This is a genomic window from Variovorax sp. TLI9-5A (genome assembly GCF_056867935.1).
On sequence record NZ_CP200310.1, the window covers coordinates 5,891,880 to 5,906,411 of the forward strand.

General features: G+C 65.7%; 11 protein-coding genes. 3 read left to right on the forward strand and 8 right to left on the reverse strand.

The genetic code is table 11. The features are described from left to right. Nucleotides 1-57 precede the first annotated feature (57 nt). The 5 genes from AC1VNX_RS28050 to AC1VNX_RS28070 all read right to left on the reverse strand — a co-directional run bounded on the left by AC1VNX_RS28050 (nt 58) and on the right by AC1VNX_RS28070 (nt 4,705). A complete protein-coding gene (locus AC1VNX_RS28050; RefSeq protein ID WP_007835362.1) occupies nt 58-669 on the reverse strand; it encodes a glutathione S-transferase N-terminal domain-containing protein in 612 nt (203 codons plus the stop codon). A gap of 96 nt (nt 670-765) precedes the next feature. Further along, nucleotides 766-1,539: a cytochrome c1 gene (locus AC1VNX_RS28055; RefSeq protein ID WP_483160834.1), complete on the reverse strand. Its 774-nt coding sequence runs from the start codon at nt 1,537-1,539 to the stop codon at nt 766-768. Nucleotides 1,540-1,575: 36 nt separating this feature from the next. Continuing rightward, nucleotides 1,576-3,012 carry a cytochrome b gene (locus tag AC1VNX_RS28060; RefSeq protein ID WP_483160835.1) on the reverse strand — a complete coding sequence of 479 codons (1,437 nt, stop codon included), beginning with the start codon at nt 3,010-3,012 and terminating at the stop codon, nt 1,576-1,578. 14 nt (nt 3,013-3,026) lie between these two features. After that, nucleotides 3,027-3,644, reverse strand: coding sequence for a ubiquinol-cytochrome c reductase iron-sulfur subunit (gene petA, locus AC1VNX_RS28065; RefSeq protein WP_483160836.1), 618 nt, complete (start codon nt 3,642-3,644; stop codon nt 3,027-3,029). A gap of 257 nt (nt 3,645-3,901) precedes the next feature. Further along, complete coding sequence (locus AC1VNX_RS28070) at nt 3,902-4,705, reverse strand: response regulator transcription factor (RefSeq protein WP_483160837.1); 804 nt, start codon at nt 4,703-4,705, stop codon at nt 3,902-3,904. 792 nt (nt 4,706-5,497) lie between these two features. Here AC1VNX_RS28070 and AC1VNX_RS28075 point away from each other — a divergent pair. From AC1VNX_RS28075 to mscL, 3 genes are all read left to right on the forward strand, one after another. After that, nucleotides 5,498-7,915: a beta strand repeat-containing protein gene (locus AC1VNX_RS28075; protein ID WP_483160838.1), complete on the forward strand. Its 2,418-nt coding sequence runs from the start codon at nt 5,498-5,500 to the stop codon at nt 7,913-7,915. 171 nt (nt 7,916-8,086) lie between these two features. Continuing rightward, nucleotides 8,087-10,576 (forward strand): tetratricopeptide repeat protein, encoded by a 2,490-nt coding sequence (locus AC1VNX_RS28080; RefSeq protein WP_483160839.1) that lies wholly within the window; start codon nt 8,087-8,089, stop codon nt 10,574-10,576. Nucleotides 10,577-10,635: 59 nt separating this feature from the next. Then, complete coding sequence (gene mscL, locus AC1VNX_RS28085; RefSeq protein WP_093196323.1) at nt 10,636-11,067, forward strand: large conductance mechanosensitive channel protein MscL; 432 nt, start codon at nt 10,636-10,638, stop codon at nt 11,065-11,067. 115 nt (nt 11,068-11,182) lie between these two features. Here the strand turns inward: mscL and pdxA are convergent, their stop codons facing one another. Genes pdxA through AC1VNX_RS28100 form a run of 3 tightly spaced genes read right to left on the reverse strand, consistent with a single transcriptional unit; the run spans nt 11,183 to nt 14,339 of the window. After that, nucleotides 11,183-12,217 carry a 4-hydroxythreonine-4-phosphate dehydrogenase PdxA gene (gene pdxA, locus AC1VNX_RS28090; protein ID WP_483160840.1) on the reverse strand — a complete coding sequence of 345 codons (1,035 nt, stop codon included), beginning with the start codon at nt 12,215-12,217 and terminating at the stop codon, nt 11,183-11,185. Next, complete coding sequence (locus AC1VNX_RS28095; RefSeq protein WP_483160841.1) at nt 12,214-12,987, reverse strand: Nif3-like dinuclear metal center hexameric protein; 774 nt, start codon at nt 12,985-12,987, stop codon at nt 12,214-12,216. The genes pdxA and AC1VNX_RS28095 overlap by 4 nt, the downstream gene beginning before the upstream one ends. After that, nucleotides 12,984-14,339, reverse strand: a complete 1,356-nt coding sequence (locus AC1VNX_RS28100; RefSeq protein ID WP_483160842.1) for an MFS transporter — start codon at nt 14,337-14,339, stop codon at nt 12,984-12,986. The genes AC1VNX_RS28095 and AC1VNX_RS28100 overlap by 4 nt, the downstream gene beginning before the upstream one ends. Between the last annotated feature and the right edge of the window lie 193 nt (nt 14,340-14,532).

Consider the following 14,532-nt stretch of genomic DNA (forward strand, 5'->3'; position numbering starts at 1 on the left):
CCCGGAAGGGGGTTGGCGAAGCGACACGAAGTGCGCGAAGCCTGGGGGCGATCTTAATTACTTTCGCATGACCTTTTCGGAGGGGGTCAGTGCTTCGATGTAGGCCGGGCGCGAGAAGATGCGCTCGGCGTACTTCAGCAGCGGCGCGGCGTTCTTGCTCAGGTCGATGCCGTAGTAGTCGAGGCGCCACAGCAGCGGCGCGATGGCCACGTCGAGCATCGAGAAGTTGTCGCCCAGCATGTACTTGTTCTTGAGGAACACGGGTGCCAGCTGCGTGAGGCGGTCGCGGATGTGCGAGCGGGCCTTTTCGAGCGCCTTCTCGTTGCCCTTGGTGGTGCGGTTCTCGAGGGTGGAGACGTGCACGAAGAGTTCCTTCTCGAAGTTGAGCAGGAACAGGCGCACGCGGGCGCGATCGACCGGGTCGCCGGGCATCAGCTGGGGATGCGGGAAGCGCTCGTCGATGTACTCGTTGATGATGTTCGACTCGTACAGGATCAGGTCGCGTTCGACCAGGATCGGCACCTGGCCGTACGGGTTCATCACGCTGATGTCTTCGGGCTTGTTGTAGAGATCGACGTCGCGGATCTCGAAGTCCATGCCCTTTTCGAACAACACGAAGCGGCAGCGGTGGGAAAAGGGGCAGGTCGTTCCTGAATACAAGACCATCATGGCGAGAGACTCCTAAAAATCAAAAAGAGTGGGTCGCGTTGGCAACCCACTCTGTGGGACCGGATGCCCGAGGGTATCCGGTCGGCGTGCACGGAACTACTTGACGTCTTTCCAGTACGAGGCGTTCAGCCGCCACACGAACACCACCGACATGGCCAGGAACAGCAGCACCCACACGCCGATGCGCACGCGGGTGTTCTGTGCCGGTTCGGCCATCCATTGCAGGTAACTCACAAGGTCGCCGACCGCATTGTCGAATTGCACGGGTGTCATGGTGCCGGGAGTGACTTGCTCCCAGCCCTTGAACACTTCGGCTTCGTGGCCGTGCTGTTCGACCTTGGTGTAGACCGGGCGGCGCTCGCCTTGCAGTTCCCACAGGGGGTTCGGCATGGCGACGCTCGGGAACAGGAGGTTGTTCCAGCCGGTGGCCTTGGTTTCGTCGCGGTAGTAGGTGCGCAGGTAAGTGTAGAGGTAGTCGGCGCCGGTGCCGCCGTGGCCGGCACGCGAGCGGGCGACCAGGGTCAGGTCGGGCGGCGTGGTGCCGAACCAGTCCTTGGCCTGGCGCGCGTCGATGTTGGCCTTCATGGTCTCGCCGACCTTGTCGGTCGTGAACAGAAGGTTGTCCTTGATCTGCTGCTCGGTGATGCCGATGTCCTGCAGGCGGTTGTAGCGCATGAAGGCGGCCGAGTGGCAGTTCAGGCAGTAGTTGACGAAGAGCTTGGCGCCGTTCTGCAGGGCGCTCACGTCGTTCGTCTTGTTGGGGGCCTTGTCCCACGCGATGCCCCCGGACTCGGCCGATGCCGCCGCGGAGAAGGTCAGGCCCAGCGCGAGACCCAGGACCGCGAGCCAGCCGGAAATGCTTTTCTTCATCGTGTTTCTCTCAGCTCTCTTGGCTTCTGGTTCTCATCAATGGGCGGCGAAGACCACGCGCTCGGGCACGGTCTTGAATTCGCCCTTGCGGCTCCACCATGGCATCAGCAGGAAGAAGCCGAAGTACACGAGCGTGCCGATCTGCGAGATGGTCTGCGCGATGTCCAGCTTGAACGAACCGATGGCCAGTTCGCCCCAGACGCCGGGAGGCTGGATGCCCAGGTAGCCCAGGATCAGGAAGAAGAACACGAAGAGGCCGTACACGTACTTGTGCCAGCCCGGACGGTAGCGGATCGACTTGACTTCGCTGTGGTCGAGCCACGGCAGGAAGAACAGGATGATGACCGAGCCGCCCATGACGACAACGCCCCAGAACTTGGCGTCGAAGGTCTTGAGCAGGAAGACCACCACGATCGCGACGACGACGGCCGCGATCTTCAGGCCCATGCCCGACTTGCCCTTGACGAAGTTCCAGGCCGCGGCCACGACGATGATCAGCGAGAACACGTTGACCATGTCGTCGGTGGTCGCGCGCAGCATCGAATAGAACGGCGTGAAGTACCACACCGGGGCGATGTGGTTCGGCGTCTTCAGCGAGTCGGCCGGAATGAAGTTGTTGTATTCGAGGAAGTAGCCGCCTGCCTCGGGCGCGAAGAAGATCACCGCCGAGAAGATCGTGAGGAACACCACCACGCCGAAGATGTCGTGCACGGTGTAGTACGGATGCGACGGAATGCCGTCCAGCGGATGGCCGTCGGGGCCGCGCTTGGCCTTGATCTCGATGCCGTCGGGATTGTTCGAACCCACTTCGTGCAGCGCGATCAGGTGGGCCACCACCAGGCCGAGCAGCACCAGCGGCACGGCGATCACGTGGAAGCTGAAGAAGCGGTTCAGCGTGGCGTCGCTCACCACGTAGTCGCCGCGGATCAGCAGGGCCAGGTCGGGACCGACGAAGGGGATGGCGGCGAACAGGTTCACGATCACCTGGGCGCCCCAGTAGGACATCTGGCCCCAGGGCAGCAGGTAGCCCATGAACGCCTCGGCCATCAGGCACAGGAAGATCGCGCAGCCGAACACCCAGATCAGCTCGCGCGGCTTGCGGTAGCTGCCGTACATCAGGCCGCGGAACATGTGCAGGTACACCACGATGAAGAACGCCGAGGCGCCCGTCGAGTGGATGTAGCGGATCAGCCAGCCCCACGGCACGTCGCGCATGATGTACTCGACCGATGCGAACGCCTGGTTCGCATCGGGCTTGTAGTGCATGACGAGGAAGATGCCGGTGACGATCTGGATCACCAGCACCAGCATCGCCAGCGAGCCGAAGATGTACCAGAAGTTGAAGTTCTTCGGCGCGTAGTACTTGCCCCACTGGTCGTTCCACAGCTTGCTCAGCGGGAAACGGTTGTCGACCCAGTTCAGCAGCTTGGCGCCGGCGGGAGCGTTGGGGGAAATCTCGTGGAATTCAGCCATGTTCTTCTTCCGCCTCAGGCCTTCTTGGAGTCTTCACCGATCAGGAGCTTGGTGTCCGACAGGTACATGTGCGGCGGCACCGGCAGGTTGTCGGGCGCAGGCTTGTTCTTGAAGACCCGGCCTGCCAGGTCGAAAGTGGAACCGTGGCATGGGCAGAGGAAGCCGCCTTCCCAGTCGTTCGGCAGCGAAGGCTGCGGGCCGGCCTGGAAGCGGTCGGTCGGCGAGCAGCCCAGGTGGGTGCAGATGCCGACCACGACGAGCACGTCGGGCTTGATGGAGCGGTGCTCGTTCTGTGCGTACTTGGGAGTGAATTCGTCGGGGTGACGCTTGGAGAGAGGATCGGCCAGCTGGCCGTCGAGCTTGGGGAGTTCCGCGACCTGCTCGGGGGTGCGCTTGAGGATCCAGACCGGCTTGCCCCGCCATTCGACGGTGATCTTCTCGCCGACCTTGAGGCCCGAGATATCGACCTCGACCGCGGCACCCGCAGCCTTGGCCTTCTCGGAAGGCTGGAAAGTGCTCACAAAGGGGATGGCGGTGGCCACGCCGCCCGCCACGCCAGCGCAGCTGGATGCAATCAACCACGTGCGCTTGCTGGTGTCGATCCGGTGCGAGCCGGAGGTCATGTCACTCATGGGGATCCTCTTGTCTTCTTCGCTGGAGCAGGAGTCAACCCGCGATTGTAGCGGGGCGCTGAAAGGATATTCAATGGCCGCCACGCGCGTGGCCGGCCGCCGCAAGCCCCGCGCGCAGCCTCCTCCGGGCCTGCGCGAGGGATCGCGCCGGGCGGCGGAGATGGCGCACGGACAGGGAAAGTACTACGGGCAAAAAACCGACAGCCGGCCAGCAGGAGGCCGGGACGGCGCGGCCGGATGCTGTCGCCGTGGGGACTTCAGTTCAGAAGACCGTGCTGCATCGCCTCGTGGACCGCCTGGGTCCGCGACTTGACCGAGAGCTTGCGATAGATGCTCTTCGCGTGGAACTCGATGGTGTTGACCGACAGGTACACCGCCTCGGCGATCTGCCTGTTGCTCCAGCCCTGCGCGATCAGGCGCAGCACCTTGAGCTCGCGCGGCGACAGCAGGCCCTGCGGCAGCCTGGAGTCGGGAGCTTCTTCTTGCGACTGCTGCTTCTGCTGTTGTTGATGTTGCGGTGGCTGGCCCTGCACGCGAATGGCCTCGATCGTGCGCGCCTTCGCGGACGCGGCGATCGAACCGAGGATGCGCCGCGCGATGCGCGAATCCATCGGCGAGCCCCCGCGTTCGATCGAGCGCAGCAGATAGGCGAGTTCCGCATCGTCGGTTTCGGTAAGCAGATACCCGATGGCGCCGGCGGCGATCGCGGCATTCACAAGCTGCTGGTCGTCGGTTGCCGACATGCCGATGCACTCGATGCGCGGATAGGTCTGGCGCACATGATGAAGAACGGCGGCGCCGTCATTGCCCTGCAGCCCCATGTCGACCAGCACGAGGTCATAGGGCAACGCAGCCAGCAGATTGAACGCCTCGGCCCGGCCCGACGCGACCACCACGCGGCGATGCGGCGCGAGCTCGCAGAGGATGCGTCGCATGCGATCGGCGCAGGCGGTGTCGTCCGCGACGATCAGCGCTGCATGAAAGACGCCGCCGTACAACTGCGCTGCCGTAGGTGCCGGCGTCGAAGCGGCCGAAGAGGTGTAGTGGATGTTCATTTCCATGTCCGCTCTCCTGCGTCGTCTCCTGCCTTGCGGCAGCGGACGTGGTCCGTACTGCGCGCACCGATGCCATTGCTGATGTCCAAGAAAAAATTGATCACGCGACGTCCTCTGGCTCTTTCGCCACCCTTGGGTAGCTTCGAAATGTTGTCTTTCGTTTCAGATATCGCAGGAACGATGCCCGCTCGGACGAGCGTCGGCGCCCACCGCGCGAGGACGCGTGTAGTACTTTGATTTCGTTGAAGAAATTGCCCGGAACGGGCTGAAGAACGAGGTCGCGCGAAGGCCTTGAGGAGGCCGTTTTCAGGCCGCTGTTACGTGCGAGTTACCGCGCGTGTTACGTAGCACCGCGACACACGAAACGCGTGCGGGACCGCATCTTCAAACGTCAATACGCGATTCATGCGATGCCCGCAAAGCCGCATGCGCATTGGCTTTGCGGGCCATGTATGCATTCGTCGATAGCGCGTCATCGACATGCATACATCCATAACTACGGATACCGGTGATGTTCAGCGAAGACCTCGATTCCTAGCATCGGTTGCATTGGGTAACTCGATGAAACCCAACCCTGCTTTCACGCGACGAGGGCGTGTGAAAGACCAGAAATGGCAACTGATTTCTTCAAGGAAGAAAGTCCAAATGACTACATCCCAGCGCTCCAGTGTTCGCTCTTTCATTGTTCGCCGTCCGGGCGTTAGCAAGCTTCTCGCTTCAGTGCTTTTGAGCGCTGGTTATGTACTGACTTTGCCGGTGGTACATGCCCAGGTTCGCGTCGGTGGCAACAATGTCAACGTGACCGGGGGCCCCAACAACGGGGTACTGACTTCCGACGATGGCATCTCCACGCCCAACCTGACGGCAACGGACCTCACCGCAGGCACCATCACCTCGACCAACGGCACGATCAATACCCTGAGTTCGGGCAGCATCACTTCTGGCACGGTTGCGGCAGGCAGCATCACCTCCGGCACCGTGTCGTCGGCCAACGTCACGTCGACGAACCTCTCCGCCACCAACGGCACGGTCACAAACCTGACCTCCTCCAGCATCAGCACCGGCACGATCACCGCGGGCACCGTATCTGCAGGCAGCATCACCTCCGGCACCGTGTCCTCGGCCAACGTCACGTCGACGAACCTCTCCGCCACCAACGGCACGGTCACCAACCTGACCTCCTCCAGCATCAGCACCGGCACGATCACCGCGGGCACCGTATCTGCAGGCAGCATCACCTCCGGCACCGTGTCCTCGGCCAACGTCACGGCGACGAACCTTTCTGCCACCGACGGCACGGTCACCAACCTGACCTCCTCCAGCATCAGCACCGGCACGATCACCGCGGGCACCGTGTCTGCAGGCAGCGTCAGCGCCGCGAACGTCTCGGCCACCAACGGCACGGTCAACACGCTGAGCTCCACCAGCATCACGGCCAACACCGTGAGCGCGGGCAGCGTGACCACCGGCAGTGTGTCCTCGAGCAACGGCACGATCCAGTCGCTGACCTCGACCAACATCCTGGCGACCGGCGTCACCTCGACGAATGTGCTGGCGACCGGCATCACCTCGACCAACATCGACGCCACCAACCTGACGTCGAATACTGGCAGCATCGCCACGCTGACCTCCACCAACGTCAGCGCCACCAACGTGACGGCCTCGAACGGCACGATCAACACGGTGAGCTCGACGAACGTCAGCACCACCAACCTGACCGCATCGAACGGCACCATCAACACGTTGAGTTCAGCCAACGTGAGCACGACGAGCCTGACGGCCAGCAACGGCACGATCAACACGCTGAGCTCGGCGAACGTCAGCACCACCAACCTGACGGCGTCGAACGGCACCATCAACACGCTGAGTGCCACCAGCGTCAGCGCGACGGACCTCACCGCCAACACCGGCACCATCAACACGCTGAGCGCAACCAACGTCAGTACCACGGACCTGACCGCCGCCAACGGCACGATCAACACGCTGAGCGCCACCAACGTCAGCACCACGGACCTGACCGCTGCCAACGGCACGATCAACACGCTGAGCGCCACCAACGTCAGCACTACGGACCTGACCGCCGCCAACGGTACGATCAACACGCTGAGCGCCACCAACGTCAGCACCACGGACCTGACCGCCGCCAACGGTACGATCAACACGCTGAGCGCCACCAACGTCAGCACCACGGACCTGACCGCCGCCAACGGTACGATCAACACGCTGAGCGCCACCAACGTCAGCACCACGGACCTGACCGCCGCCAACGGCACGATCAACACGCTGAGCGCCACCAACGTCAGCACCACGGACCTGACCGCCGCCAACGGCACGATCAACACGCTGAGCTCCACCAACGTCAGCACCACGGACCTGACCGCCGCCAACGGCACGATCAACACGCTGAGCGCCACCAACGTCAGCACCACGGACCTGACCGCTGCCAACGGCACGATCAACACGCTAAGCGCCACCAACGTCAGCACCACGAACCTGACGGCCAACGCCGGCACGATCAACACGCTGAGTGCCACCAACGTCAGCACCACCAACCTGACGGCGAGCCGCGGCACGATCAACACGCTGAGCGCTACGAACGTCAGCACCACAAACCTGTCGGCCGCCAGCGCCACCATCAATGCACTGACCGCCGGCACGGTCAGCGCCACGACGGTGAACGCCAGCACGGTGAATGCCACCACCGGCAACTTCCAGACGATCACCGCGGCCAACGGCAACATCACGGTGCTGAACACGCAGACCGGCAACATCACCACGATCAACGCCGTGACCGGCAATGTCACGACGCTGAATGCGGGCACGGTCAACGTCACCGGCAACGTGACGGCGGGCGGCACCATCACGGCGGGCAACGGCGTGGTCGCCAACGGCCGCGTGCAGAACGTGGCCCCTGGCGTGCTGCCGACGGATGCCGCGAACATCTCGCAGTTGAACCAGGTCCGCAACGAGGTGCAGGACATGCGCAAGACCAGCAGCACCGGCGCGGCCATCGCGCTGGCCGCGGCCTCGGTGCCGGCGCTCGAAGCGGGCAAGAGCTTCGGCATCGGCGTGGGTGTGGGCTCCTACGACGGCCGCTCGGCCATCGCGGCGGCTGCCAGCTTCCGCATCGGCGAAGGCGCCCAGATCAAGGTGAACTTCGGCAGCGGCAGCAGCGGCAAGATCGGCGGCGGCATCGGCGCCTCCTGGTCCTGGTAATCCGGGCCGGCACTCCCGTGGCGCCCGTGCGCCGCGGGATTGCCAGCGGATGAAAACGAAAGGCCGGCCCCTATACTGGGTGACCGGCCTTTTTCACTGGCATTGCCTGCACGAAACAGCCGGCTTCGCAGCAGCGGCTTCCCTCTTCTGACCCGTTCATCACACGGCTTCATGAACTCACCTTCTCTCGCTCCCGCTCCTTCCACTCCGGCCACGGATGCGGGCCAACTTCTGGAGCAGGGACTGGCGCTGCACCGGGTAGGCCGTTTCGCGGAAGCCCTGCAGGTCTATGAAGCGCTGCTGTCGCACTTTCCCGAACACGCCGACGCGCTGCACCTGAGCGGCGAGGCGCTGTACCGCCAAGGCCGCCCGAAGCTGGCGCTGAACTACGTGAACCGCGCGATCGCACGATCGCCGCATCACTTCTACTTCAACACCCGCGCGACGATCTTCATGCACATGGGCCTGCCGGCCGAGGCGCAGCAGGATCTTCGCCGCGCGATCAAGGCGCAGCCCAACTACCCCGAGGCTTATGTGAACCTGTCGGCGGTCTACCGCCAGCAGAAGAAATTCCGCCAGGCGCGCGAAGCCGCCGCCGAGGCCACGCGGCTCGCGCCGCAGGCGCCCGCGGCATGGAACAACGCCGGCGCCATCGACATGGAGCAGGACCGCTTCGACGAGGCGATCGCGCAATTCAGCCAGGCGCTGGTGCTCGACCCCGGCTATGCCGCTGCGCACAAGAACATCGGCAAGATCCGCGCGCACCAGAAGGACTGGGCCGCCGCGCTCGGCTCGTACGAGCAGGCCGCCGCCGATCCGCTGGACTGCGAGGCCGCCTTCATGCTTTCCAGGGCGCTGCAGGCATGCGGCCGCATCGAGGAAGCGATCGCGCCCATGCAGCGCGCCATGCGCAACTGGCCGGCCGAGGAGCGCCACAAGGCGCTGTCCGACCCCGAGGGCGTGGCCGCGCTCTACGGCGTGTGCGGCGCGCTCGAGGGCGTGTCGATGCGCTTCGACGAATCGGCCGAGCTCTACAGACTCGCGCTCGAAAGCCTGCCCGAGCACGAGTTGCTGCTGAACAACCTGGGCACGGTGAACTTCCGCCTGGGCCGCTTCGACACCGCCATCGAGGTACTCAAGAAGGCGCTCGAGGTGCACCCGCGCCAGGTGCTCGCGCGCTGCAACCTGGGCGTGACCTATGTGATGGCCGGCCAGTCGAAGGAAGCCATCGCGGAGTTCGAGCAGTGCCTGCGCGACGACCCTGACTTCATGCCGGCCATGGTGTGGATGCTGGGCGAGAAGGCGCACATCGCCGACTGGAACGGCGTGCCCGAACTGCGCGATCGCATCGCGGCGCTGCTGGACAACCCGAACAACGACCAGACGGTTTCGTCGTTCATCCTGATGTCGAACTACGACGACGCGCGCCGCCTCATGAACTGGACGCAGCGCTCCGCCACGCTGGCCGACCGCAACGCGGCCATCCGGCCCTTTGCCGACGCAGGCGCGCGCCGCACTTCGCCGCGCATCCGCGTGGGCTACTACTCCTTCGACTTCCGCAACCACCCGGTCGCGCACCTGACGGCCGAGCTCTACGGCCAGCATGACCGCAAGGATTTCGAAGTCTTCGTCTACTCCTACGGCCCCGACGACGGCCACCCGGCGCGGGCGCGCATCGCTTCGTCGGTCGAGCATTTCGTCGACCTGCAGGGCCAGTCGATCCAGCAGATGGCCGAGCGCATCCGCGAGGACGAGATCGACATCCTGGTCGACCTCTCGGGCGACACGCGCGGCGCCAAGCCGCAGGTGATGGCCTACCACGCGGCGCCCGCGCAGCTCATGTGGCTGGGCTACATGGGCACCAGCGGCACGCCGAACTACGACTACCTGGTGTCCGACAACTTCCTCTCGCCGCCGGGCACGGAAAACTGCTACTCCGAGAAGCTGCTGCGGCTGCCCGAGACCTTTCAGGTCATCGACACCAAGCGTCCCACCAACCCGCACAGGCCCACGCGCGCCGAGCACGGCCTGCCGGATGACGCCTTCGTGCTGTGCAACTTCTCGCAGTCCTTCAAGATCCAGCCCGAGACCTTCGAGGCATGGGTGCGCATCGTGCACGGCATCCCGAACTCGGTACTGTGGCTGGCGCAGGGCCCGAACGGCTTCGAGCAGAACCTGCGCGCGCAATGGGAGAAAGCGGGCCTGCCGGCCCAGCGGCTGATCGTGTCGCCGCGCATGCCGGTCGACCAGCACCTGGCGCGCATCGGCCTGGCCGACCTGTTCATCGACACCTTCCCCTACAGCAGCGGCGCCACCGCGAACGACGTGCTGTGGTCGGGCGTACCGCTGCTGGCGCTCACGGGCACGACGATGGTGTCGCGCATGGCGGGCAGCCTGCTGCACGCCATCGGGCTGCCGGAGCTGGTGGCCGCGAACCACGCGGAGTACGTGAGCAAGGCCATCCACTACGCCACGCACCCCGAGGAGCTGGCCTCGCTGCGCTCGCGGCTCGCGCAGGCCAAGGACACGCGCAGCGGCTACTTCGACACGCCGCGCTTCGTGCTCCACCTTGAAGACGGCTACAGGCAAATTGCCTCGCGCAGTCGTGAAGGGTTGCCGGCCGCGCACGTCGACGTTGCACCTCGCGCGCTGGAGAAGTGAGCAATCGCGGGCATACTCGGCTCTCCTTCAACAGCAGAGCTCCAGCAGCCTTTTGAATCATGAGCATCCTCAGTGAATTCAAGGAATTTGCCGTCAAGGGCAACGTCATCGACCTCGCGGTGGGCGTGATCATCGGCGCCGCCTTCGGCAAGATCGTCGACTCGCTCGTGGCCGACATCATCATGCCGCTGGTGGGCGTGGTGTTCGGCAAGCTCGATTTCTCCAATCTCTACGTGGTGCTGGGAACCGTGCCCGCCGGTGTGGCGAACACGCTGGCCGACCTGAAGAAGGCCGGGGTGCCGGTGCTGGCGTACGGCAACTTCATCACCATCGCCGTCAACTTCGTGATCCTCGCCTTCATCATCTTCATGATGGTCAAGCAGATCAACCGCCTGAAGCGCAGCGAAGAGCCGGCACCCGCCGCAGCTCCCGAGACGCCTGAAGACGTGGTGCTGCTGCGCGAGATCCGCGACAGCCTCAAGCAGCGCTGAACTTGTTGCTCGCCCCCAGGCTACGCGCACTTCGTGTCGCGCACGCCTTCCCCTACCGGGGGCAACACCGACGGCCCGGCAAAGCCGGTTCCGTGGTGTTCCCGAAGAACTCCGTTCAGCTCAGCGTGCGAGCCATGCGCAGCGCCTCGACAAGGCTCGAGGCATCGGCCAGCCCCGTTCCAGCGATGTCGAACGCGGTGCCGTGATCGGGGCTGGTGCGCACCAGCGGCAGCCCCAGCGTCACGTTCACGCCTTTCTCCACGCCCAGGTACTTGACGGGAATCAGACCCTGGTCGTGGTACATCGCGACCACCACGTCGAACTCGCCGCTGGACGGCACGCCGGCCTTGGCGCGCGCGCGCATGAAGACCGTGTCGGGCGCGTGAGGCCCGCTGGCGTCGATGCCCTCGGCCCGCGCAGCCTCGACGGCCGGCGCGATGATTTCCCGCTCCTCCGAACCGAACAGCCCGCCCTCGCCCGCATGCGGATTGAGGCCCGCCACGCCGATGCGCGGCACGCGGCCCAGCGCGTGGCTCAGCGCGCGGTGCGTGATGCGCAGCGTCTCGAGCACGCCCTCGAAGCGCACTGCCTCGATGGCCTTGCGCAGCGACATGTGGATGCTGACGAGTACGGTGCGCAGCTCGTCGTTGGCCAGCATCATGCGCACCGGCACGTCGGCCACGGTGCGCCCCAGGTGCGCGGCCGCCTCGGCCTGCAGCAGCTCTGTGTGGCCGGGGTACGGAAAGCCGGCGGCCGACAGCGCCTCCTTGTGCAGCGGCGCGGTCACGATGGCGCCAATCTCGCCGCGCAGTGCAGCCCGCGCGGCCCACACCACGCATTCGCCGGCCACCCGGCCGGCCTCGGCGCTGATGCGGCCGGTTTCGATGCCCGAGGGCGGCGCGATCACCTGCAGCACCGGGATGCAGCCCGGCGGCACGGTCGCGGCCTCGGCGACGGATTCGATCTCCAGCACCGGCCAGCCCGGCCGGCCATCGGCGGCCAGGGCCTGCGATGCCTTGCGCAGCGTGCCCACGTCGCCGGCGACGAAGGCGCCACGGGTGGCATCGGGCGCGTCGCGGAAGGCCTTGACGATGATTTCCGGCCCGATGCCCGCGGGGTCACCCAAGGTGATGGCAATGGGGGTGCTCATGCCGGGTTGTCGATGTCGATGAACTCGTGCTTCAGCCCGAGCTGCGCAGCCACATGCCCGGCCACCGCAGGCGCGCCGTAGCGCTCGGTGGCGTGATGCCCGCAGGCGAGAAAAGCCACACCCATCTCGCGCGCGTAGTGGGCCTGCGGCTCCGATATCTCGCCGGTGATGAAGGCATCGGCGCCGGCCGCGATGGCGGCCTCGAAGTAGCCCTGCGCGCCACCGGTGCACCACGCTATGTTCCGGATAGCTCGATGCGCCGTATCGACCAGCGTCACCGGCCGCTTCAGGACACTCTCGACGTGCGTTGCGAGCGCCTTGGCGTTGTCGAAGCTGCCGCCGCTTTCCTGCGTGCCGATGAAGCCCAGTTCCTGTTCTCCGAAGCGGCCGCCCGGGCCGGCGTGGGCCGCGAGCCCCAGCTTCAGGCCGAGCTGTGCGTTGTTGCCGAGTTCGGGATGCGCGTCGAGCGGCAGGTGGTAGGCGAAAAGGTTGATGTCGTGGCCCAGCAGCAGGCCGAGGCGCTGCTTCATCCAGCCGGTGACGCAGCCGCTCTGGCCGCGCCAGAACAAGCCGTGGTGGACGAAGATGGCGTCGGCCTCGGCGCTGACCGCGGCCTCGATCAGCGCGCGGCTGGCGGTCACGCCCGAGACGATCTTGCGCACCACGGTGCGCCCTTCGACCTGCAGGCCGTTGGGTCCGTAGTCCTTGAAGCGCCCGGGGGCCAGCAGCAGGTCGAATGCGTGAAGCAGTTCGTGGCGGGTGGTGCTCATCGCGCCATTGTCGCGCCGCGCGCGGGGGCCACGCCACCGTCGCGCATCGCATGGCCGCGCGCCGCCAGCGGCAGCAGCGCCAGCAGGAAGCCCAGCCCGGCCAGCGCCGCCACGTAGTGCGCGGGCGCCATCGAGTCGTGCTGCAGCCAGAGCGTCAGGATCACCGGCGTGAGCCCGCCGAACACCGCATACGACATGTTGTAGGCAAAGGAAAGTCCGGTGAAACGCACCGGCGCCGGGAAGGCGCGCACGCCCGCGATCGGCACGGTAGCGATCGTGCCCACGAACAGGCCCACCAGGCCGTAGTGCCAGAACAGCGTGGCCGGCGTGCCGGGCAGGCCGCTGTAGAACAGGTAGGCCGTGACGAGCAGGCCGCCCCAGCCGATCAGCATCACGGTGCGGGTGCCGATGCGGTCGCTGGCCCAGCCGGCCAGCACGCAGCCCAGCGTGAGAGTCAGCGTGGCCAATGCGTTGGCCTCCAGCGCCATGGCGGCCGGGATGTGGTGCACCTTCTGCAGATAGGTGGGCGTGTAGAGCACCACCACCACGATGGCGGCCGACAGCACCCAGGTCAGCAGCCCGACGTACACGCAGGCCAGGCGGTGCTCGCGCAGCACGGTGCGCAGCGGCAGTTCGCGCGCCGCGCTGCGGCGGCCGGCCAGCTCCTTGAACACCGGCGTCTCGTGCAGGAAGCGGCGCAGGTACACCGACACCAGCCCGAACACGCCGCCCAGGATGAACGGGATGCGCCAGGCGAAGTCGCTCACCTGCTCGGGCGAGTAGTGACGGTTGATGGCCACCGCGATCAGCGAGCCCAGCAGGATGCCGCCGGTAATGCCCGAGGTCAGCACGCCGATGCCCAGGCCGTAGCGCCTGGCGGGCACGTGCTCGCCCACGAACACCCAGGCGCCGGGCATCTCGCCGCCGATGGCCGCGCCCTGCAGCACGCGCATCGCCAGCAGCAGCAGGGGCGCCGCGACGCCGATGCTCGCGTAGGTCGGCAGCAGGCCGATCACCAGAGTGGGCGCCGCCATCAGGAAGATCGACAACGTGAACATGCGCTTGCGGCCGAAGATGTCGCCGAAATGCGCGATGACGATGCCGCCCACCGGGCGCGCGAGGTAGCCGGCCGCGAAGATGCCGAAGGTCTGCAGCTGGCGCAGCCAGTCGGGCATGTCGGCAGGGAAGAACAGCGCCCCCAGCACGGTGGCGAAGAACACGTAGATGACGAAATCGTAGAACTCCAGCGTGCCGCCGAGTGCGGACAGGCCGAGGGTCTTGTAATCGCTCGAACCGAGCGTGCGCGCCGGTGCCGGCTGCGCGCCGTCCGGGAGGGTTGCTTCTGAGGTCATGGCTGGCAGGAAGGTCTTGGCCGCGCGCCAGCCCGCAGGACCGGGTGAGAAAACGGAAAGAATGGCGCGCCGACGGAAGGCCTGGCCGCATCCGCCGGATAGGCAGCGCGAGAGGCCGGAAAACTGACGGACCGGGTGGGGCCGACCCGTAATCGTAAGTGTTAACCCGGATTCACGCACCCTATGAGCCCGA